Here is a 21,001-nt window from a genome sequence, read left to right on the forward strand (position 1 = left end):
TATCACCGGGCCACGGCCCAGCAGTTGCAAAGGCAAGCATGTCCGGAGGCACTCCCCTTTCCAACCATTCGCCCCGCCCCCCGGGGCAGCCTGTTCACCGCCTGGTGGTGGTGGGAATAGCGCTGGCGCTGTTACTGGTGCTGGCCACCCTGTGGCTACATCTGTACCTGAAATCTCTGGAGAAGCCCTACGTCGAGTTCAAGGGTTACCGCATCGCCACCGCGGAGCGCTTCAACAGCTTCCTGCGCCAGGGCGATAACCGCGCGCGCTTTATGCGGCTGTCCGATTTTCTGCGCGAGCGCGGCGTCGGCGATGTGGTACCATCGTATAAGTTGGTGCGACAGGGGACCGACTGGCAGGATATCGGCGAACCCCCCTTTGCGATACCGCCGGCCGGACAGTGGCACAACATGGTGCGCACCCTGACGCTACTGCGCGACGAAGTGGAACCGGCAATTGGCCCGGTGGAAATCCTCTCCGCCTACCGCACCGAAAACTACAACCGCAAAGCCGGCGGTGCCACCGGCAGCAAACACCGCGAGTTTTGCGGGCTGGACGTGATTCCCAAATCCAATATCAGCCGCAAGGAATTGGTGGAGGAACTGCGCAGCCTGCACGCGCGCCTGGGGCCGGAGAGCAACTTCGGGCTCGGCATTTACCGCGGACTGCGCTTTCATATCGATACCTGCGGCTACCGGCGCTGGTAAAAAACATCCGCTTTTGCTTACATAGGCGCCTTCCAGGCGCTGCGCCTGCCGTATGACAAAAAGAAGAGGAAAAACCCGGTGCACGAAAAACTGGAAAGGCGCTCCTTTATACTGGCGCTGTTGCTGGTAACACTGGCCTTTACACTGCTATTAAAACCCTTCTTCACCCCCATTTTCTGGGCCTGCGCCATCGCGCTGATCTTTTTTCCTGTCTACCGCTATCTGATCGGACGCTTCCCCCGCTGGCCCAATCTGATGGCGCTACTGACACTGCTGCTGTGCATCGTACTGGTAGTGATACCAGTTCTGGCGGTAGCCAGCTCTTTTATCAACCAGGCGGCGACTTTCTATCAAAAAATACAAAGCGGCCAGATAGACCTGTCGCAACAGATTGAGCAGGTGCGCAATGCCTTTCCCGGTATCAACGCCGCGCTCGAACGCACCGGCCTTGATCTGGAACAGGTCAAGCAGCGCCTGCTCGGCGGGCTGATGAATGCCGGCAGTTTTCTGGCCAAAAACGCCCTGGCCCTGGGGCAGAACACCTTGAATTTCTTTGTCATGCTCGGCCTGATGACCTACCTGACCTTTTTCCTGCTGCGCGACGGCGAAAAGTTGGTGGACCTGCTGATCCGCGCCCTGCCGCTCGGCGACGAGCGGGAGCATCTGCTGCTGGCCAAGTTCGCCGAAGTGACCCGGGCCACCATCAAAGGCAACCTGGTGGTCGCCGTTACTCAGGGCACGCTGGGTGGTCTTATTTTCTGGATACTCGGCCTGCCTGCACCGCTGCTTTGGGGCGTGCTTATGACTCTGCTGTCACTGTTACCGGCAATCGGCGCAGCGCTGATCTGGTTCCCGGCGGCTATCTATCTCTATGCGATCGGGGATATCGTCAAGGCGTCGATATTGATGCTGTTCGGCTTTGTCGTCATCAGCCTGGTGGACAATCTACTGCGACCGATATTGGTAGGGCGCGACACCAAGCTGCCAGACTATATAGTGCTCTTTTCCACTGTCGGCGGCTTGATGATGTTCGGCATCAGCGGCTTCGCCATCGGACCGCTGCTAGCGGCACTGTTTATGGCGTTTTGGGAAATCTTTATGCGGGAGTTTGTCAGTACATCCGGCGGGGCCGCCACCTGATCTCGCGGTTTCAATTGGCTGAGCCGCGCTCCGTCTCGAAGCGCCGGCTCAGCTCAACCATCGGAGTCTGATCCACGATCAAAAATCCCTCGTAGCTTCGGTCCAAATCCACGATAAGCAAAATCACCAGGGAAAATGCCAGCGCCAAGGCCACCGCGCTCCCGAGAGACGACTCAACGCTCTTGTCCCGGCGCGCTGCGCGGCGACCAAAGAAGCGTCCAACAGCCAGCAACACCAATACCAGCAGCACCGAAAAGATATAAATCTGGGGAAGCGAAAAGGTTCCGAGGATATCTTCTGCGGGCATGCGAAAATCCGACACTGATTAGAAGGTGTGGCCGATACAAGACGCCGCCGCCAGGTGCCGCGCCATATAGCTTCCAGCCGCCACCCCGGTTAGCATAGCCCAGCCCTCACAAATAGCCCCAAAAGGAGCCACGCTGTGAAACGCTTGATCGCTTTTTTACTCGCTGCCACCGCCAGTCTGCCACTAATGGCCCTGGAAGTCGGCGACCCCGCACCCAACTTCTCCCTGCAGGCCTCCGATGGCAAAAGCTATTCGCTAGCGGACTTCAAAGACAAAAAAGCGGTTGTCATCGCCTGGTACCCCAAGGCCTTTACCAAGGGTTGCACTATCGAGTGCAAATCCCTGGCTGAGAACGGGCACCTGATACGCAATTACAATGTCGCCTACTTTATGGCGAGCACCGATGAAGTGGAGGTAAACACCAAGTTTGCCACCGAACAGGACGCTGATTTTCCACTGCTCAGCGACCCCAAGGGCGAAACGGCCAAGGCCTATGGCGTACTGATGCCAGTTATGAATATAGCCCGCCGTGTCACTATCTATATCGGCAAGGACGGCCGTGTTCTCAAGATCGACAAGGAAATCCATCCAGCCACAAGTGCCGAAGATATTGCGCGAACACTGGGTGAACTTGGTATTGAACGAAGCAACTGATAAATCGCAATAAGCACCCAGCTTGCCCGCAGCCTTTGTCCCCGCGAGTCCCCCCTGTAACCTCGTCGGATACCTCCCTGTATCCGACGGTTTCAAAATATCCATCCCATCACCTGAGCTTCTCATCAGGGGGCAAGGTATCTTTATTGTCTGGGAGCGAATGAATCAGAGACCACTTTTTACGAGAGGATTAAAAAGTCACCGTGGCGGTAATCGTATCCTGATAGATACCGGGCGGTTTTGCTCCTTGCGCTGGCACTCTCCCATATACGGTGATCGATTGGGCTGCACCACTGCCCGTACCACTCACTACTGTGCCCACAGTGTCGCCCCAGACCTGGGTTCGCGCCGCATCCTGGTACAGTTGGTAGTCGATACTGTCCCCTCCCAACAGCATTCTGCGATTGTTGATATCGCCACTGCCACCGCCGTCAAGCGCCACACTATAGGCGCCATTCAATGTACAGGTCACTGAGAGGTTACTGCTGGCGTCCGTCTGCACAAGGTTGGTGACGGTGCCGAAATCGAGTGGGCTGGCCGAGATAGTGCAGTCGGGTTCAACTTGCAGTTGCGCAGTCATGCTTTCGGCCAGGTTGAAGGGAGTCAGCGAGCTGCAATTCGGTGCAAGTACCGCATAAGTGCCTTCACGCACTTCGATAGTATTAAACACCGATTGGTAGAAACCCGCTGCACTTCCGCCACCTGCAAATACCCGACCGTAAACGGTGGCGGTCATGGTCCCGCCAAACAGCACCGGAAAGTCCAGTTGTACCTGCTGCCCACTGGCTACTGTGCCCCACACCTGAGTGCGGGCGGCATCCCGGTACACATTAAACGGCACATCGAATGCACCGCTTGTCAGGCGGCGGTCTGCCAGCGAAACACCGCCGCTACCCACAGGTAAGCTGATACAGATCCGCCGTTGAAGTAAATCCAGCACAGGACACTGAACAGTGATATCTGCCGTTGCGTCTATCTGTGGGGTGGGCAGCCCGGTAACAGAACCGAAATTCAATGTCGGCGTCACGGTATAAGTACAGTCCTGCCCCCATGACACACCTGTCAGTAACATTGTGAATACCAGCAGAATCCGTTGCGCCATCACGGTAACTCCTCACAAATATCCGGCGACAGGCGCAGACGCGTAAGCGGTGCGCTCTGTCCGTCGCCTGGGTCAATGTGGTAATGGCAGATCAACCTGCCCTGCTGCACTTCAATGCGCGCGCCGCCGGAGATATCTTCCAGGTACAATTCCCCATCAAATCCCACCGGCAGAGTCTGGCCTTCACCGCCCGGAAGCAGGGTGGCGATACTGCCAGCGGCAATCGCGTCGCCGGACTGATCGAGCAGAGTGATAATTGCCGGTCGCAACTGCACGATTGGAAACACAATCAGCTGGCCCGCGTGATCGGCGGGCACAGCGAATTGCTCGAACTCAGCCACAGCGAGATTTGCTCCCAGCTGGTCTGGATTTATGCCAATACGGTTCCTCTGCCAGCCGCGCAGATCCGGTATCAGCAAATACCCCTCGTGGTCGGTGTAGCCGTAAAGACGGTTCTCGCTCAGAACGGGCACATCTCCGATTCCGGTGTACACCAGTGCAAAGGCGTCTTGAATACGTCGACTGGCGATTACCCGGCCATCCATAACGGCAAGACTGCCGCCCATCTCCAGGAAATATCCGCGCTTGCCACTGTCCCAGTCGATCCCCGCGCGTGCCTCGAAGTAGCGCCCGCGGGTTTCCAGCGCTGCCTGTCCATAGTCTCCGTCACTGTTGCCTCCCTGCAGCCACCACCCCCAGCCGCCCTCATAGGGGACTGTGTGCCGCAACATGGCTCTCGGCTGATTATTCCCGCCACTTTGGCGCTGCACACCGACGGATGCATAGGCCAGATGTTGCAGCGGTATGCTAAAGGTGACGCTGCCGCCAGAGCCATTTTCGTCGTCCTTGAACAGGGTGGCGGAAAACGACAGGCGCCGGCCAATATTCTGCGTCCAGCTGAGGCTGTGGCTACTGAAGATCTCTCGCGGCAGCAGTCTGTCGCGATGATCGCGCCAGCGCAGATAGCTATAAGCCAGACTGCCGCGCCCCGTCTGTAGCCAGAGGGTGGCCCGATCCTGTGCATTGAGCCAGCGCTCGATCAAAGTCCGGTCCGTATCCAGATCCGCCAGGTCCCGATAGCCGCGCGAGCGGCGCAAGCTCTGCAAATCAAAACCGAAAATGGGCCCAACCCACTGATAACCAAGGCTGTACTGATGCCCCGACTTATCGCGTTCGTTCCGGTTCTGCCCGTCACTGAAGGCGAGGGAGCCGGACAGCAGCCCCCAACGCCCCTCCGGCGACCAGACGCCACCGATACCAGCAAGCCTCAACTCCTCTGCCAATTCCCCATGCGCCTCGAAAGTGAAGGTATCAGTAATACCCTGCAGCCAGCTGGCACTGGCCACCGGGTGTTCACCGTAATCGTCCCAACCACCTTCGAAATTCGTGCGCAGTACACCTGCCTCGATACTGAAATCGCTTAACCCCCGCGCCAGGCGGCGGTGGTCCACATATAGGGGCACGCTGGTTTCAGTGGCGCGCCCCAGCGCGTCGGTTACTACCAGCGTGGCCATTCCTGCCCCGCCGATTCTTGGCAGAGCGTCGAGCACAAAGGGCCCACTATCCACATTCGCGCCGTATTGCAGAATATTATTTACATACAACTCCACAGTGGAGGGAAGGGAGGCACTGCCATCGAAACGGGGCACCGGCAGGGTGATCAGGTCCGGGCGCACCTCGAAGTTGCGCCGCCACTGTACACCGCCCATGCGAACCGGGCGGTTCCAGCTGTGGCCACCACTGATCAGATCACCTGCTGTCCAGGTCCACAATTGCTGCGGGTCACTGTAGGTCCAGAAACTATCCAGGCGGCGATAGCCGATGTTTTCATCGCCACTGCGGCTGACACCGGAAATTTTTACACTCCCGTAACGTCCAAACCAATTGAGAGAAGTACCAAGGGAGGCGTTGCTGCTGTCCTGCCACTCGCGGCCGTAAAAGTCATAACTGAATAGCAGCCCGTGATCGCGGCGCACTTCCACCGGTGGGGGTGGCTGATACCCCAAGTGCTGCGCCCGACGTAGATTGGGCGGCGCGTGCAATATCAGAGACTGGGTGGGAATGTCGTAGCGGTAGCTGAGCCCCGGCACCGAGTCCAGCGCTACCCATTGATCGGGGTCCTGCATCGGTAATTGCAGGCCGATTTCCCACAGGTCGCCCGCAATTACATAGAGCTTTTCCCTGCTCAGACGTGCATGCACAATCAGTCCGGTGGTTATTTCACCGTAGAAGGCCTCCAGGTACAGATCCTGTTCCAAGCGTGCGGAGTGCAGGAAATGCTCAGCACTGTTGGCAACCAACAGCGGACTATCGGAAAGGACGTCAGCTCTAACAGAGACGGTGACTACACTGATAAACAGGCTGACGTAAAGAAATTTTGCGAAGCGTCCACAAATATTATTGTTGAAGTGAAAGCTGGGTTGGCTGGCCATTTAAAATTGTTTCCAGTCGCACCTCTCTCATATTATTCGCGCTGGACACACCGGAGTTTTCCGGCAAGGCCCAGACCTTACGGCTACCGGGCAGCACGTAACCGAGTAGACCCGCACTCAACTGTACTTCCCACCCGGAACTATCGATCAGAAAACTGGCCCCCAATTGGGCCGCACGCCCACCCGAATTGATACATTCCAGCACCGCGGCCTTATCACGCACAGCACAGGAGATCTTTGCTTCGGGCGCATCCTGCGCACGCACAAACAGGGGCAGCACATAGCGCATACGTACGCTTACCTGGTTTGGCGCAGCCCCCCCGTTCAGCGGTAGCTCATCTACCACCAGGCGAAAACTTTGGTCCGCGCCAGACGGTGATTCCCCCAGACGTACCAGGCGCACAATCTGCTCCATCCCCGGCATCAGCTCCACAATGGGCGGGCTGGCCACCACCGCATCACTTGCAGTGAGTTGGTCCTCGCCATTTTCCTGGCTCCAGGCGAACACCCGCACCTGGGCCACCAGACGCTCGTCTCCGGTATTGGAAAGCCGCAGGCGCGAAGCCTTCTGACCAGCGCCGATCTGCAACAGTATCGGCCCCGCCTGCAGCTGCCCCTTGGCATGGGCGAAGTTGCAAAACAGCAGGGCGATCAGAAGCACCCGCGACAGCGGGATGCACTGCGCGAGACGCATATCAGAAGGTTGCCGTGGCGGTGATCGTCGAGTTGTAAGTTCCGGCCGGCTTGGGGTTCTGCCCCGGATCAGTCAGACCATAAACATCAAAGGCATCGGCACCACCGGTACTGGTGAAGTCGATAGTGAAGGTGCCGCCACTGCCGTCCCCCAGGATCTCCGTATTCGCCGCGTCGCGGTAGAGGTTGTAGTCGATCGTGTTGACACCATCATCCATCTGCCGGGTGGCAAAAGTACTGGCGCCGCCAGTTCCCGCGTCAAAAGATACGCTTACCGGTGCCAAGCCAGTACAGGTCACCGTGCCGGTGGTGGACGCAGATATAGAGGGAGTTAAATCATTGACCGTACCGAAATTCAGATCGTTGACAGAAATAGTACAACTGTTCTCAACCGTGATAGAGACGAGGAAGGTAGTATCCTCGGTGGCGGAGAATGCCGCAGCGGAGAGCAATAGTGCGGACAGGGAAAGCGCGAATCTTTTATACATAATCACCTCGGCCGATTTATGTTGCCGGAATGTTTTTATCCGCATAAATCTAGGCCAATACCGCGCATTCCCCAAACCAAAAGTCAATAAATGGCGTGCAAATTTCGTTATTGCAGCCAAGAACCTCCGATTAATTTTTTTCTTGGCGGCAAAACTAACTTTGAGGGCAGATGAGAAGCTCAGGTGATGGGATGGACACTTCTAAACCGTCGGATACAGGGAGGTATCCGACGGAGCTACAGGGAAGTACTTGTGCGTTTTCGAGATGTCCATCCCATTGCCTGAGCGCCCCGAAACCAACTACAGCGTTCCTAGGAATTGATCAAAGGCTCCCTAATCCTCGTCGCCATTCATACCCAGCTCCTTGAGCTTCCGCGTCAACGTATTGCGCCCCCAGCCCAACAGCTCCGCAGCGTCGCGCTTGCGTCCAGCGGTGTGCTTGAGGGCGATTTCTATCAGCGCGCGCTCAAAAGCGGGCACCGCCTCACTGAGGATTTCCCGACGACCATTGGCCAGTGCCTGATCGGCCCAGAGGCGCAAAGCTTTCTGCCAGTCCTGCGACGCATCACTATTCGCTGTCTGCTGATGTAGTTCCTGCGGTAAGTCTTCGATGTGCACTTCGCGGCCGGAAGCCATCACGGTAATCCAGCGGCAGGTATTTTCTAACTGGCGCACATTGCCGGGCCAGTCGAGGCTCGACAGATACTCTTCGGCTTCTTTTGTGAGAATTTTCGGCTCCACCCCCAAATCCTTGGCGGCGGCATTGAAAAAGTGGCGTACCAGCCTGGGAATATCCTCGCGGCGGTCTGCCAGGCGCGGGATATGGATGCGAATCACATTTAGGCGGTGGAACAAATCCTCGCGGAATTTATGCTCCTCCACCAGCTTTTCCAAATCCTGATGCGTTGCCGCGATAATACGTACATCCACTTTTACCGGGGTGTGGCCGCCGACGCGATAGAATTCCCCGTCCGCGAGTACACGCAGCAGGCGCGTCTGTGTCTCCGCCGGCATATCGCCGATTTCATCCAGGAACAGAGTGCCGCCATTGGCCTGCTCGAAACGACCAGCGCGGCTGGCACTGGCACCGGTGAAGGCGCCCTTCTCGTGGCCGAACAACTCCGACTCCATCAGATCTTTCGGAATCGCGGCCATATTCAGGGCGATAAAAGGTTTGTCTTTACGGGGGCTGTGATTGTGCAGCGCCTGTGCCACCAGCTCCTTGCCGGTGCCGGATTCACCGTTAATCAGCACGGTGATATTGGAGTGAGACAGGCGGCCTATGGCCCGGAATACCTCCTGCATCGCCGGTGCCTCGCCGATAATCTCCTTGCGGTTCGTACCATTTTCCACCGCTACGGGTTCAATCTGCTGCTCGCTGGCATGGGCGAGGGCGCGGCGGGTGACCGCCACCGCCTCATCCACGTCGAAAGGTTTGGGCAGGTATTCGAAAGCGCCACCCTGATAGGCGGCGACGGCACTGTCCAGATCTGAATGCGCCGTCATGATGATAATCGGCAGTGCGGGGCGTTCCGCCTGAAAGCGCTGCAACAATTTAAAGCCGTCGGACCCCGGCATACGGATATCGCTGATCACAACATCCGGCGAATCGCTGTAAAAATCATCCAGGGCGCGATCACCACTCTCGTAGCACTTGGTTTCTATTCCGGCACGACTCAGGGCACGCTCCAGTACCCAGCGGATTGACCGGTCGTCGTCAATGATCCAAACGCGATTGCTCATACTCACACTTCCGCTACTCAATTATTCGTTCATCAGGGGCAGAAAAATTTGAAAAACACTCTGCCCAGGGCGGCTGTCGCACTGAATCAAGCCGCGGTGCTGATTGATGATGTTCTGTGAGATGGACAGGCCCAGTCCCGACCCCTCGGCACGCCCGGAAATCATCGGGTAGAAGATGCGCTCGCGGATATCCTCGGGAATGCCGGGGCCGTTGTCTTCGATTTCTATACGGCACACCAGAGGGCATTGGCGCCGGCCAATGGTGAACTGGCGCTGGATACGGGTGCGCAAAGTGATTTGTCCGGCGGCCAGCCCGATACTCTCGTCCAGTGCCTGCATTGCGTTGCGGGCGATATTGAGCAGGGCCTGGATCAGCTGTTCTCTATCGGCGGGGACATCCGGAATAGAGGGGTCATAGTCGCGGCGGATTTTCAGTTCGCCATCGCACTCGGCATCGATCAATTGTGCCACCCGTTCGAGTATCTCGTGCACGTTGGTGGGCGTAAGCCGCACCGGTACTCGTGGCCCCAGCAGGCGATCGACCAGATTTCGCAGGCGATCCGCCTCTTCAATAATAATCCTCGTGTACTCGGTCAGCTCCTCGTCCGCCAACTCGCGCTGCAGCAGTTGTGCTGCGCCGCGGATGCCACCGAGCGGATTCTTCACTTCGTGTGCCATACCGCGCACCAAATTGCGGGTGGTCTCTTGGGCGCTGATCAGCGCATCCTCGCGGGCGATGCGCAACAAACGGTCCATGGGCTGCACTTCCAGCAACAGCCCGAGTTCCGGCACCGGACAAACTGTATAGTCCACGGTGCACGTCTCCAGATTGTGCAGCCGCCACACAGCGCGCCGTACCGTGTACTTCTCGCCGCTTTCGAGTGCATTGCGCATTGCCTCCTCGGCAGTTTGCGATTCCCAAACCACTTCCGCCAGGGGCACACCGCCGATCCGCGCACTGGAGGCCGCCAACAGATCCTCGGCAGCGGAATTCAGATAGCGCAGCTGCAGGTGGTCATCCAGCACCAGCACTGCGGAGTTGAGGCTGTCGAGGAGCTGGCGAAACTGGCGGTCGTTGAGCATGCGAGTCTTTCCGGTTAAATCGCTGCCGGCGGCGCCCCGGCATTTACCGCGCTTTGCCAGCGACCGGCGAAAACGCGTTGTTTTCAGTCAGTGCAAAAAGCACACCAAAATAGCGCACCAGACTACTGCTGGGGCCTTTCGGGCTATTAATACTGACCTTCGGAAGGGCGGTAACTGTCTCCGTAAGCCCGCTAACGGGCATCCGGGCGAGGTTGATGCAGTCGATCGGGAACATTAGCGCCACTGATGCACCATTATGGTGCTCTGTCTATAAAAACACCAGTGCGCTCCTTCGGCGGGCAGAAACAGAGAAGGGGGCTCCGGCGGTGCCGGGGCCCGGGAAAGGAGTCAGTCGGCGCTGGGAGGCTTGGCCCGAGGCAGGCCGGGAGCCACCGGAGCCTTGGGGGCCTGAGACGCCTGGGCGGCGGGGTTGTCCGGCAGTACACCACCCGGGCGTTTGACATAGAGGGTAATGATCTGGGAGCGAGCCAGCTCGTTACCGGCCGCGTCAACGAGTACCGCCTGCACACTGTGGGTGCCGCGTTCCAGGGCGGAGATATCCAGGCTGGTGCCGGAGGAAGCTCCCGCCCAGGGCCGGCCGTCCACTACCGCGAAGAACTGGTAGTCACCGGACGGCACCGGGTCCATCGCCACTTCCAGAACAATGGAGCGCTGCCCCGGCGGAATAGTGGCGCCGTCCATGGGACTGACAATGGCGAAACGCACCGGGCCAGCATAGTCATCACCTCCCTGGTCCCGCGGCGAAAGCTTGCGCGTGGGCAGAGTGCGCGGCAGAGCGATAGGCTGGACGTTAGTGGGCGCCAACTCAACTTTTTCCGTCGGCTCACCGGGCAGTGGCTTGTCGCTGAAAACAACACTGCCATCCGGAGCCACCGTTTTGTAGATGGAACCACCGGACTGTGCATTATCAGTTTCATTGCCGCCGGCCAGGGAAATGAGAGGGCTGGCGAGCAGCAGGGTCAAAATCACTTTGCTGGGATTCATCGGTCCTTATTGCGGCCTTGCCGCTCCTTTTGGCTAGCAAATTCCAGTTGCAACAATACACCCAAGGCTAGCGTACCCGCTATCAAAAAAAAGCCCGCACCAGAGCGGCGCGGGCTTTTCGGAGGGGCGAGCCCCATTGGTTTACCGGTATTTTACACCGAGTAGTACATATCAAACTCGACCGGGTGAGTGGTCATCGCCAGGCGCTCCACCTCTTCCTTCTTGAGCTCGATGTAGGCGTCAATAGCGTCGTCGGTAAAGACGCCACCTTCGGTCAAGAAAGCGCGATCCTTATCCAGGGCATCCAGCGCCATTTCCAGGCTGGAAGCCACGGTCGGGAACTCAGCCACTTCTTCCGGCGGCAGGTCATACAGATCCTTGTCCGCAGCATCGCCGGGGTGAATCTTGTTCTTGATGCCGTCGAGACCGGCCATCAGCAGAGCGGCAAACGCCAGGTAAGGGTTCGCGGTGGGATCCGGGAAACGGGTCTCGATACGCTTGCCCTTGGGGCTGGTCACAAAGGGAATACGGATGGACGCGGAGCGGTTGCGTGCGGAGTAGGCCAGAATCACTGGCGCCTCGAAACCTGGCACCAGGCGTTTGTAAGAGTTGGTGGAGGCGTTACAGATAGCGTTCAAGGCGCGGGCGTGCTTGATAATACCGCCGATATAGTAGAGCGCGGTTTCGGACAGACCGGCGTAGGCATCACCGGCAAACTGGTTGACACCGTCTTTACTGAAAGACTGATGCACGTGCATACCGGAGCCGTTGTCACCCACCAGCGGTTTGGGCATAAAGGTAGCGGTCTTGCCGTAGGCGTGAGCCACATTGTGGACCGCGTACTTGAGGATTTGCACCTCGTCTGCCTTCTTAGTCAGAGTATTGGCGGCGACGCCAATCTCACATTGGCCAGCGGTGCCCACTTCGTGGTGGTGCACTTCCACCTGCAGGCCCATTTGCTCCATAGCGGAACACATGGCCGCGCGAATGTCGTGCAGGGAGTCCACCGGCGGAACCGGGAAGTAACCGCCTTTTACGCGCGGACGGTGACCGATATTGCCGTCGGCGAAGCTCTGACCGGAGGACCAGGCAGCCTCTTCGGAGTTGATCTTGTAGAAGGCGCCGCCCATTTCCGCGCCCCAGGTGATGTCGTCAAAGACAAAGAACTCGGGCTCCGGTCCGAACATGGCAGTGTCGCCGTAGCCGGTAGACTTGAGATATTCCTCGGCGCGCAACGCGATGGAGCGCGGGTCGCGCTCATAGCCCTGGCCGGTGATCGGATCGACGATGTTACAGCGCACGATAACAGTGGCTTCATCGGTGAACGGATCCAGGAAGGCTGTATCGTCCACCGGCATCAGAATCATGTCGGACTCGTTGATGCCTTTCCATCCGGCGATGGAAGAGCCATCAAACATCTTGCCCTCTTCGAAGAACTCGCCGTCAACTTCCGACGCCGGAATCGATACATGCTGTTCTTTGCCCTTGGTATCGGTGAAGCGCAGGTCTACCCACTTGGCTTCACTCTCTTTGATCAAACCGAGCGTTTTCGCTGACATTGCTGTCCTCCAGGTCTCAAAAAATGGAATGTGTCGCTGTAACCCTTCTGTGGCATTCAATAAAGCAAAGAGTGTGCCAAATTGGGGCGCCGGCCGTGCCCTGGGCACCACCAGCGTGTTCGCGCTCCATACAGGGCTAATCGCAGGCAGAATAGATGCAAAGTGGCCACCCGGCCACAGGTGTGCGCACCATAGTGGCACACATCATCGCGCGAGTGCACCAAATACGGGCACAAACAACTTTCCGGCGGCTGGTTTATAATGCCCGGCTCTTATCCAACCCCCAACGCGGTGCCCAACGAATCCCCATGCACTTTGTCGTCAAGTTCTTTCCCGAGATCACCATCAAGAGCAACCCGGTTCGCAAGCGGATGTCGAACCAACTCAAGGACAACCTGCAGCGTCTTCTCAAGTCACTGGATGAGCGCATCCAAGTGCGCAAAGACTGGGAGAAGATTGATGTCATCGTGCCCGACGAGCTGGCCCATTTGAGCGGGCGCATTGAGGAGACGCTCGCCCACACCCCGGGAATCGCCAACTTCTCGCGAGTGCAGCAATTCCCCTTGGGCACACTGCAAGATATTTATGAGAAGACGATGTCCGTCTGGGGCGACAAGCTCGCCGGCAAGACTTTCTGTGTGCGCGTCAAACGCACTGGTGATCACGATTTCAAATCCCTGGATGTAGAGCAGTATGTGGGCGGCGGCCTGAACCAGAACACCGACGCCGCCGGAGTTAAGTTGAAGAACCCGGACATCACCGTAAAGCTTGAAATACGTCACGACAAACTGAACGTGGTAGAAGAGCAGACACCGGGCCTGGGCGGCTTCCCCCTCGGTACCCAAGACCCGGTGTTGTCGCTGGTGTCCGGCGGCTTCGATTCCACAGTGGCCAGCTACCTCACGATGAAGCGCGGTATCCGCACGCATTTCCTTTTCTTCAATCTGGGGGGCCGCCAACATGAGTTAGGGGTCAAAGAAGTGGCCTTTTACCTCTGGAACAAATACGGTGCTTCCCACCGGGTGCGTTTTATCACCGTACCATTCGATGAAGTAGTGGCGGAGATTCTGGAAAACGTCGACGACTCTTATATGGGCGTGATCTTAAAGCGCATGATGCTGCGCGCCGGTTCCGCGATAGCCAAAGAGCTGGAAGTAGACGCACTGGTAACCGGCGAGGCCATAGCCCAGGTATCCAGCCAAACACTGAAAAACCTGTCGGTGATCGACAGTGTCACAGACACGATGGTACTGCGCCCGCTGATCACCAGCGATAAAACCGATATCATCAAACTGTCGCGGGAAATCGGCACCGAGGACTTTGCCGCAAATATGCCGGAGTACTGCGGTGTAATTTCGGTGAAGCCCACCACGCGGGCAAAAATAGAAAAGGTTCAGAAGGAAGAAGACCGCTTCGACTTCTCGGTTCTCGAACGCGCCATTAGCAACCGCGTAATGCAGAACATCGACGAAGTGATGGAGGATGTGCGCGGCGAGATCCCCGCAGTTGAAATTGTCAGTGAGCCTCACGGTCAAGTGGTCATCGATATTCGCCATCCGGATGAAGAGGAGCTGGACCCGCTGGAGTTGCCCGGAACCGATGTGGAGACCATCCCCTTCTACCGCCTGAGTAATGCTTTCAAGAAGCTAGATAAAAACCGCGACTACCTCCTTTACTGCAAACGCGGTGTTATGAGTAAACTGCACGCCTCCCATCTGCTCGACGAAGGCTACCGCAACGTCGGTGTCTTCCGGCCAGAGAAGCCGGACACCGATCAATAAAGCGGGCTACCGGAACCAACGGATACAGGGATGTATCCGATAGAGTGCCAGGGACGCTTCCTAAATACCTACCCCATTGCTTGAACGGTCCCGAGCCGACTACAGCTGAGTTTAGCCATTAATTTTCCGACTCGTTTCTGCTCATCCATTCGATTTGATTCCTTGCTGCACTGTAAGACGCCACACAGTATGGCACTACGAAGTTCAGTAAAACCTTCAACCAATCGATTTCCTGACCAGTAGTCAATGCGGGCCCCTGGTTGATCGCATTCAACAGAGCGCCCACTACTAACGATACACGAAACGCATTGCGAACAACGTGCCGCTGTATAAGAATTAACCCTATCCTGCTCAAAGCAAAGATCCCCATATGTATCAAGCGCATACAAATCCAGGCAAAGTTGATTCTGGGCGCTCTTGAGCCAGTCCGAATACGACCGCCGATCATCCAATATGGCGCAACAACAACTGCTTTGTGATCTCTCGTCTTTTTTGATCAGTTAAATCACTCTTGCTCAAATAGAGAACAGGTGTGTCCACCTGTTCAAGAGAACCGTATTGATCAGAATTTGAAACCCCAACTATCTGAGCGTTAATTCCTTTCTTATCCAACAGGTCGGCAATGGTTGTGGCTGCCACATCAAAAGGCAATAGAGCCGCGAAAATAATCGGCAACTTTGGATTGATGTCGAGAACACTGTCCACCACCTTCTCTACTGAAGCATCTATGCTGGAGACCACTGCTAAGGATATGAGTGCTGCGCCTGAGCGCTTGGCTTGCGCACCTATATCGGCAAAACAGTCCGGCTTCAATACACTATAATGACACTGCTCAAGTAGTGGCTTCATCTCCTGAACAATAAAAGGGTGGGGCCTGGCAAGTAGTACATTTTTCATCACTGCTTACTCCTGATCTTTGAAACGAACTTTTTCTCCTTAGTCGTTCAAGCTTCAGGGTTATTACAGGCACGATAGAAAATTAATCCAGCTTCTCACCGAAAACTCTAGGGAACCTCTGATTAAGTCGCTTCCTGACGGTAAAAATTCTTTGGAGCCAGATGAGAAGCTCAGGTGATAGGATGGCCATTTCGAAACCGTCGGATACAGGGATGTATCCGTCGGAGCTACAGGGAAGTACTCGTGCGTTTTCGAAATGGCCATCCTATTGCCTGAGCGCACCGGAACCTACCTTAGCGTTCACGCGAATTAATCGGAGGTTCCCTAGATCCAAAACTTACGCAAGTTGATATCCTGCCTATCAACCTCGCGCGCCGGACACATAAGCCGCAGTCAATGCATGGCGTGGTGCTTCAAACAAATGTCGACACAGGCCAAATTCGATCAGTTTCCCAACCCGCTCAGTCATCCAGAAAAAGCCTGCATAGTTGGCAACCCGACGGGCCTGCGCCAAGTTGTGCGTTACAATCACTACCGTGTAGCGCCCTCGCAAGCGCAAAATCAACTCCTCCACGATGCCGGATGAAATGGGATCAAGAGCGCTGCACGGCTCGTCCATCAACAGCACTTCTGGCTCTAGGACCAGCGCACGAGCGATACATAACCGCTGTTGCTGTCCACCGGAAAGCGCCAGAGCGGATGCGTCCAATCGATCCGATACTTCCTCCCAGAGCCCGACATCTTTGAGCACTTTTTCGATCTTCCTGTATCGCACTTGGCGGTCTCGAATACCGTGCTCTTTTAAAGGCAGTTCCAGGTTTCGCCGAATAGACAGGGGAAAAGGGTTGGGCCGCTGGAATATCATTCCTATACGGCGTCTGAGGCCCAGCGTATCCACCGGATCGCGCAACAGATCCTGACCATCAAATAAAATCTGCCCGGCAAGGCGCGCATCGCTGTGGTCGGTAAGCCGATTCAAAGTGGAAAGGAAACTGGTCTTGCCGCACCCTGAGGGTCCGATCAATGCGGTGATACAACCCTTGTAAATATCCAGCGATACCTGGGACAAAACTGTCTTATCGCCGTAGCCAACCTCCAGGTCACGCACACGCATCAAGGGCTCGGGAGCACAACAGGGAGACCTTTGTTCGATACATCCCAACGTATAGTGGTTCACTTCACTCAGGTTCACGATACAAACACCCTCCGTTTGAACCAGTTTTCCAGCAGGCTCTGCGCCAGCGTGTTGAGTAAGACAATCAGAACCACCAGTACCAACGCCGAAGCATAAGCCGCACTGTCGCCACCGGTGACATTCATGGACAAATCGTAAATATGTACTGCGAGAGCGCGCCCTGAATCCAGCGGCGACTCCGGCATACGATCGACATAGCCACTGGTGAACACCAATGCTGCCGTTTCTGCGGTGGCACGACCGATTCCCAGCACTAGCCCGGCTCCTATCGCGGGACGCGCCGCCGGCAACAGGATATGCCAAATCGCAGCACTGCGGGCCATACCAAGCGCTAACGCCCCCCGGCGCCACTCGTCGTTTACCGCTCGCAACCCAGATTCACAGGTACGCACAAACACCGGCAAAATCATAAGTGCCAGAGTTAACCCGCCAGATAACAGAGAAAAGCCGAGACCGAGATAAATACTGAAAAATGCATTGCCAAAAAGCCCATATACGATCGAGGGAACCCCGGCCAAAATATCCAAAGTGACGCGCGCGATATCGGAAAACCGACGGCGTCCTGCGGCAAACTCTGACAACCAAACGGCAACGCCCAGCCCCAGTGGCAGTGCAGTAACCAGCGCAATAGAGAGTATCCACAAAGTGGAAACCAAAATGGGGGCGATACCACCGGATCGGCCGGAATCCTCAGGCTCAGTAAATAAAAAAGACCAGGAAAAGTGGGCAACTCCCTCAATCAATACATCGCCCAGCACCCACAACAACAAAGAAACCACCAAGGCGGCGCAACCTGACATAAGCCAACCGAACAGGCGATCAACCATATTGGCCGGCCTCGCGTCCATTGCGGGTAACTCTATAGCTGCCCCATGACAGCAACCACACCATAGCGGTCAACAGCAATCCGGACGCAAACAAGCTGGCTCGGTGGTCACCCATGGCATAGGACATTTCCAGGGCAATATTGGCAGTGAGAACACGCACTGGATCAAACAGCCCCGCAGGAAACTGAACCACATTTCCCGCAACCATAAGCACCGCCATGGTTTCCCCTAGAGCTCTTGCAGTAGCCAGCAATACACCTCCGAAAATATTGGAGCGGGCAGCCGGAAGCATGATATGGAGAATTTGTGTTTTCCGACGCATCCCTAAGGCTATACCGCCATGGAGCAATTCTCCGGACACACTGGCAAGGGCGGCGGCGCTGGTCAGAGCAATCGTAGGCAATACCATTAATGACAGCACTAGTATTGCCGCCAATAATGACGCCCCAGGAGGCTGCCAAAGGGCGATTAATGGAACTATCCGCGTTAACCCCCACAGTCCAAATACTACCGAGGGAACACCTGCCAGTAGGGTGAGCAGTAAACGGAAAGTTCTCGCCACTTTGGGATTCGCGTAAAACTGCAGATAAATTGCACTTGCCAAGCCCACAGGAAGCGCCACGATAAGAGCGCCCAAAGTTACAGCGAGCGATGCCAGTAACATCGGCGCCATGCCAAAGCGGTTTTCCTGTGGATACCACCCCTGATACTGTAGCCAATCGAACCAGCTTCCACTGTGCCAACGGCTGGAGAGAAAAGGCCAGGATTCCTTGATTAAAAATAAAACAATAAGAGTTAGCAGTAATGCAGCCCCGGCAGACAGCACAGCAAGCATCATACTCAGGCGGTGATCGGTGCGATTGACGATCCCCTTAGCGATCCAGCTCATCACCTATGGTTATCCATCAGGGTGCAACAAAAAATTGTGCTTCTATAATGTCCTTTACGGCATCTGATTGCGCAAAGGCTATAAATTCTTTAGCTAATCCAACAGGTGTATTTCTCACAACCAAATTCAACTGGCGAGAAAACTGATAACGACCTTTTGCCACATTCTCCGAGGTAGGGATTTCACCCTCCATAGAAATTAATTTGATAGGAGTTCCGTGGTTCTCTTCATATTCTGCAGTGCCGATGGATACATAGCCAATCGCACCGGCAATCGCCGACACACTTTTAATGCCCTGTTGATTATCTCCAATTACAACTTGTGCATTTATCTGACTATTTCTGAGGGAAAAATGTTGTAAAAATAATTCCAAAGTCGAACGTCCTTCCGCCTTATTGATTACAGTTATTGGCAAATTCGAACCACCGACTTCTTCCCAGTTGCGAATCTTTCCGGAGTAAATACCAACTATCTGATCACCAGTGAGGTTTCTTACCGGATTATTCTTATGCGTAATTATGCCGATACCGTCTCTGGCAATAAGGTATGCGGAAAGATCTTTTTCCGAGGCTTTCAACGCACGTGACACCATTCCGATGTCTGCCAGCCCAAGACGAACATCATTGATTCCTCTTGAGGAACCACCTGTCTGCACATTGATACGCACTCCTGGATGTTGAGATTCGAAGCGCTTAGCCACTTCCAAAATCAAAGGAGCAATAGTGCTTGACCCCGTTAAAGTGAGACGACCTCCACTGGCCTGGACAACTGAGGCACTGGCCAATACATACATTAATAACAACAACCTAATAAAAATTCTTAACATGCCAGTCTCATGAACATTTGTGGATTATTTATCGCAATAAACTCTGATTAAGGAGCAAGTAAAACTTCACATTTCATAAATTGGAAATAAAGTTTTCTGCATCACCATGGCCTTATAAGACGGCAGATAGACATAAGTCCATCCGCCGTCGCGAAAATTCAGCAGCAAGCCCCGCTTTGTGTAGCGAATACGTCAATATCAAAAGGGATATTTGAGCCACAGCCCTCAAATACACCAAAATGCCGGCTGAAGTCTCCGATGTATTGAAAATGTTCTGAAAACCGGGTATCGCGCAACATCCTCCAGGTATTTCCACACACAGGAAACACTCGCCCTGTCTCGATTACATGGTGTTTATCCAAAACAAACCTGTGTTCGCAGTTAGGGATAGAGCCCCGATATATCACTGCCTGGCCGTAATCTTCACAGGCGCTTTCCAGATCTTCCAGTTTGAACAGGCGATAAGTCGCGGAAAAGAACTGCAGGTTACCGGTTCTATGTGCCAGGTTATTGTCGGTGATTTCTAGACGTCGGTCTTCCAGCAAACGGGGATCTATAAAGCCAGCAGCCTGTGCCAGACGGAGAAAATCATTCCAATACAAGGCTCCGCCAAGACACTCTCCGTACAATACAGCATCCGTCCTCACTTCATCTGGAACTCTGCGGTCGGAGTAAACGTCGGAAAAATAGAATTCACCACCGGGTTTTAATAGGCGGTAGACACCGGACAGCACCGCAGCCTTATCCGGTGACAAGTTCACCACGCAATTGGAAACAATAACATCAAATGAGCCAGGCTCCAGATCGAGCTCATCGAGCTTCTCGATATACCCTTTAATAAACCTTACGTTGTCATAACCAAACGCCTGCGCATGCCATTCTCGATGGTTTTGAGCCACAGCAAGCTGTTCTTCAGTCATATCAACGCCGACAACCTCTCCCTCGGGTCCGACCAACTGTGCCAGGGCATAGACATCGCGCCCCGTTCCACACCCGAGATCCAGCACCCGGCACCCCGATAACAGGGGTGGGCACACAAGGCCACACCCATAGTAACGGGACAGAATTTCCGGATGGATTTTGGCCAGCAACGGCTTCAGCCACTCGGGCACAGCACTGGCATCACAACAGGCAGTTGTTTTGAGATCATCGGAACTCTGCAACTGTTTTCCATAATAATCTTGGACGAATTCATGCATGGTGAAAAACTCCTCTCGAACTCACTTGAACAGATCAGGAGCTATTCTTTGACAAAGTAAACAAGTTATCCCAATCCCTTAACCAATACAGCGCCAGGCAGGCCGCCAACATTGGCCAAGCGGCAAAAAACAGAAGGTGATCAAAAGGTGCCATGTACTGCTTATAGGATGAAAACGTGGAAATTGCGTGCAGTATTAACACCAACCCATAAGTCCAGCGCCGCCAGAGCCCGGCAACAAATGCCAGAACCAATAATAATTCCAAGCTACCGAAGATGTAGGACATATGGCTTGTCAGCCATTCGATACCGTAAAATTTTTCAAAAACTTTTCCGGTGTGCGCGGGGTTTACAAATTTATCCAGTGTCCACATCAACATCACAATAAAAACGCCCAGACGCAGTGCTAGCAGAGAGCGCAATAGGGGCTGCTGCAATGAATCCGGAAGTGTAGTTTTTGCGTCCATAGGTATAT

Annotated in this window: 21 protein-coding genes; 4 read left to right on the forward strand and 17 right to left on the reverse strand. The window is 55.2% G+C overall.

Annotation, left to right across the window (positions count from 1 at the left end; all coding sequences use genetic code 11):
* Positions 1-38: 38 nt before the first annotated feature.
* Together A3224_RS15235 and A3224_RS15240 are read left to right on the forward strand one after the other, a co-directional pair.
* Positions 39-707 carry a D-Ala-D-Ala carboxypeptidase family metallohydrolase gene (locus A3224_RS15235; RefSeq protein WP_067156585.1) on the forward strand — a complete coding sequence of 223 codons (669 nt, stop codon included), beginning with the start codon at positions 39-41 and terminating at the stop codon, positions 705-707.
* A 78-nt stretch (positions 708-785) separates the two neighbouring features.
* Entirely contained in the window at positions 786-1,847 is a 1,062-nt protein-coding gene (locus tag A3224_RS15240) for an AI-2E family transporter (RefSeq protein WP_067156588.1), read from the forward strand.
* A 10-nt stretch (positions 1,848-1,857) separates the two neighbouring features.
* Here the strand turns inward: A3224_RS15240 and A3224_RS15245 are convergent, their stop codons facing one another.
* Complete coding sequence (locus A3224_RS15245) at positions 1,858-2,154, reverse strand: hypothetical protein (RefSeq protein WP_139223156.1); 297 nt, start codon at positions 2,152-2,154, stop codon at positions 1,858-1,860.
* A 135-nt stretch (positions 2,155-2,289) separates the two neighbouring features.
* Here A3224_RS15245 and A3224_RS15250 point away from each other — a divergent pair, with 135 nt between their 5' ends.
* Positions 2,290-2,808 (forward strand): peroxiredoxin family protein, encoded by a 519-nt coding sequence (locus A3224_RS15250; protein ID WP_231902406.1) that lies wholly within the window; start codon positions 2,290-2,292, stop codon positions 2,806-2,808.
* Between the two features lie 190 nt (positions 2,809-2,998).
* Here A3224_RS15250 and A3224_RS15255 read toward each other — a convergent pair whose 3' ends face one another.
* The 8 genes from A3224_RS15255 to glnA form a co-directional block, all read right to left on the reverse strand.
* The gene (locus A3224_RS15255; RefSeq protein WP_067156593.1) at positions 2,999-3,910 is read right to left on the reverse strand and encodes a Csu type fimbrial protein; all 912 of its coding nucleotides are present in this window, start codon (positions 3,908-3,910) and stop codon (positions 2,999-3,001) included.
* Positions 3,910-6,342, reverse strand: a complete 2,433-nt coding sequence (locus A3224_RS15260; protein ID WP_067156596.1) for a fimbria/pilus outer membrane usher protein — start codon at positions 6,340-6,342, stop codon at positions 3,910-3,912. The genes A3224_RS15255 and A3224_RS15260 overlap by 1 nt, the downstream gene beginning before the upstream one ends.
* On the reverse strand, positions 6,308-7,036 hold the full coding sequence (locus A3224_RS15265) for a fimbrial biogenesis chaperone (RefSeq protein WP_067156599.1): 729 nt from the start codon (positions 7,034-7,036) through the stop codon (positions 6,308-6,310). The genes A3224_RS15260 and A3224_RS15265 overlap by 35 nt, the downstream gene beginning before the upstream one ends.
* Before the next feature lies 1 nt (position 7,037).
* Entirely contained in the window at positions 7,038-7,523 is a 486-nt protein-coding gene (locus A3224_RS15270; RefSeq protein ID WP_074901586.1) for a Csu type fimbrial protein, read from the reverse strand.
* 333 nt (positions 7,524-7,856) lie between these two features.
* Positions 7,857-9,266, reverse strand: coding sequence for a nitrogen regulation protein NR(I) (gene ntrC / locus A3224_RS15275; protein WP_067156602.1), 1,410 nt, complete (start codon positions 9,264-9,266; stop codon positions 7,857-7,859).
* A gap of 21 nt (positions 9,267-9,287) precedes the next feature.
* The gene (glnL, locus tag A3224_RS15280; protein ID WP_067156604.1) at positions 9,288-10,349 is read right to left on the reverse strand and encodes a nitrogen regulation protein NR(II); all 1,062 of its coding nucleotides are present in this window, start codon (positions 10,347-10,349) and stop codon (positions 9,288-9,290) included.
* A gap of 348 nt (positions 10,350-10,697) precedes the next feature.
* Complete coding sequence (locus tag A3224_RS15290) at positions 10,698-11,354, reverse strand: DUF4124 domain-containing protein (RefSeq protein WP_067156608.1); 657 nt, start codon at positions 11,352-11,354, stop codon at positions 10,698-10,700.
* A 152-nt stretch (positions 11,355-11,506) separates the two neighbouring features.
* Entirely contained in the window at positions 11,507-12,913 is a 1,407-nt protein-coding gene (gene glnA, locus A3224_RS15295; protein WP_067156610.1) for a glutamate--ammonia ligase, read from the reverse strand.
* Positions 12,914-13,221: 308 nt separating this feature from the next.
* On the opposite strand from glnA, the gene thiI reads away from it, so the two are divergent.
* Complete coding sequence (gene thiI, locus A3224_RS15300) at positions 13,222-14,694, forward strand: tRNA uracil 4-sulfurtransferase ThiI (RefSeq protein WP_067158130.1); 1,473 nt, start codon at positions 13,222-13,224, stop codon at positions 14,692-14,694.
* 118 nt (positions 14,695-14,812) lie between these two features.
* On the opposite strand, the gene nrtS is transcribed toward thiI, so the two are convergent.
* The 8 genes from nrtS to A3224_RS15340 all read right to left on the reverse strand — a co-directional run bounded on the left by nrtS (position 14,813) and on the right by A3224_RS15340 (position 20,993).
* On the reverse strand, positions 14,813-15,142 hold the full coding sequence (gene nrtS / locus A3224_RS17180) for a nitrate/nitrite transporter NrtS (protein ID WP_323055045.1): 330 nt from the start codon (positions 15,140-15,142) through the stop codon (positions 14,813-14,815).
* A complete protein-coding gene (locus tag A3224_RS15310; RefSeq protein ID WP_156481514.1) occupies positions 15,139-15,594 on the reverse strand; it encodes a hypothetical protein in 456 nt (151 codons plus the stop codon). The genes nrtS and A3224_RS15310 overlap by 4 nt, the downstream gene beginning before the upstream one ends.
* A 358-nt stretch (positions 15,595-15,952) precedes the next feature.
* Positions 15,953-16,783 (reverse strand): phosphate ABC transporter ATP-binding protein, encoded by an 831-nt coding sequence (locus A3224_RS15315; RefSeq protein WP_231902407.1) that lies wholly within the window; start codon positions 16,781-16,783, stop codon positions 15,953-15,955.
* The gene (pstA, locus tag A3224_RS15320) at positions 16,780-17,634 is read right to left on the reverse strand and encodes a phosphate ABC transporter permease PstA (protein ID WP_231902408.1); all 855 of its coding nucleotides are present in this window, start codon (positions 17,632-17,634) and stop codon (positions 16,780-16,782) included. The genes A3224_RS15315 and pstA overlap by 4 nt, the downstream gene beginning before the upstream one ends.
* The gene (gene pstC / locus A3224_RS15325) at positions 17,606-18,502 is read right to left on the reverse strand and encodes a phosphate ABC transporter permease subunit PstC (RefSeq protein WP_067156624.1); all 897 of its coding nucleotides are present in this window, start codon (positions 18,500-18,502) and stop codon (positions 17,606-17,608) included. The genes pstA and pstC overlap by 29 nt, the downstream gene beginning before the upstream one ends.
* A 16-nt stretch (positions 18,503-18,518) precedes the next feature.
* Positions 18,519-19,328 (reverse strand): phosphate ABC transporter substrate-binding protein, encoded by an 810-nt coding sequence (locus tag A3224_RS15330; protein WP_067156625.1) that lies wholly within the window; start codon positions 19,326-19,328, stop codon positions 18,519-18,521.
* Between the two features lie 158 nt (positions 19,329-19,486).
* A complete protein-coding gene (locus tag A3224_RS15335) occupies positions 19,487-20,527 on the reverse strand; it encodes a methyltransferase domain-containing protein (RefSeq protein WP_067156627.1) in 1,041 nt (346 codons plus the stop codon).
* Positions 20,528-20,561: 34 nt separating this feature from the next.
* Complete coding sequence (locus A3224_RS15340; protein ID WP_067156629.1) at positions 20,562-20,993, reverse strand: hypothetical protein; 432 nt, start codon at positions 20,991-20,993, stop codon at positions 20,562-20,564.
* Positions 20,994-21,001: the final 8 nt, after the last annotated feature.

Source organism: Microbulbifer thermotolerans (assembly GCF_001617625.1).
In the GTDB taxonomy this organism is placed as follows: Bacteria; Pseudomonadota; Gammaproteobacteria; order Pseudomonadales; family Cellvibrionaceae; genus Microbulbifer; species Microbulbifer thermotolerans.

Bases quoted from the DNA above. Each gene is read 5' to 3' on its own strand.
- A3224_RS15290 (WP_067156608.1), bottom strand. From the start codon at position 11,354: ATGAATCCCAGCAAAGTGATTTTGACCCTGCTGCTCGCCAGCCCTCTC.
- glnA (WP_067156610.1), bottom strand. From the start codon at position 12,913: ATGTCAGCGAAAACGCTCGGTTTGATCAAAGAGAGTGAAGCCAAGTGG.
- A3224_RS15335 (WP_067156627.1), bottom strand. From the start codon at position 20,527: ATGCATGAATTCGTCCAAGATTATTATGGAAAACAGTTGCAGAGTTCC.
- ntrC (WP_067156602.1), bottom strand. From the start codon at position 9,266: ATGAGCAATCGCGTTTGGATCATTGACGACGACCGGTCAATCCGCTGG.
- A3224_RS15255 (WP_067156593.1), bottom strand. From the start codon at position 3,910: ATGGCGCAACGGATTCTGCTGGTATTCACAATGTTACTGACAGGTGTG.
- A3224_RS15265 (WP_067156599.1), bottom strand. From the start codon at position 7,036: ATGCGTCTCGCGCAGTGCATCCCGCTGTCGCGGGTGCTTCTGATCGCC.
- thiI (WP_067158130.1), top strand. From the start codon at position 13,222: ATGCACTTTGTCGTCAAGTTCTTTCCCGAGATCACCATCAAGAGCAAC.
- pstA (WP_231902408.1), bottom strand. From the start codon at position 17,634: ATGGACGCGAGGCCGGCCAATATGGTTGATCGCCTGTTCGGTTGGCTT.
- A3224_RS15235 (WP_067156585.1), top strand. From the start codon at position 39: ATGTCCGGAGGCACTCCCCTTTCCAACCATTCGCCCCGCCCCCCGGGG.
- pstC (WP_067156624.1), bottom strand. From the start codon at position 18,502: ATGAGCTGGATCGCTAAGGGGATCGTCAATCGCACCGATCACCGCCTG.
- A3224_RS15245 (WP_139223156.1), bottom strand. From the start codon at position 2,154: ATGCCCGCAGAAGATATCCTCGGAACCTTTTCGCTTCCCCAGATTTAT.
- nrtS (WP_323055045.1), bottom strand. From the start codon at position 15,142: ATGATCGGCGGTCGTATTCGGACTGGCTCAAGAGCGCCCAGAATCAAC.
- A3224_RS15330 (WP_067156625.1), bottom strand. From the start codon at position 19,328: ATGTTAAGAATTTTTATTAGGTTGTTGTTATTAATGTATGTATTGGCC.
- A3224_RS15260 (WP_067156596.1), bottom strand. From the start codon at position 6,342: ATGGCCAGCCAACCCAGCTTTCACTTCAACAATAATATTTGTGGACGC.
- glnL (WP_067156604.1), bottom strand. From the start codon at position 10,349: ATGCTCAACGACCGCCAGTTTCGCCAGCTCCTCGACAGCCTCAACTCC.
- A3224_RS15270 (WP_074901586.1), bottom strand. From the start codon at position 7,523: ATGTATAAAAGATTCGCGCTTTCCCTGTCCGCACTATTGCTCTCCGCT.
- A3224_RS15340 (WP_067156629.1), bottom strand. From the start codon at position 20,993: ATGGACGCAAAAACTACACTTCCGGATTCATTGCAGCAGCCCCTATTG.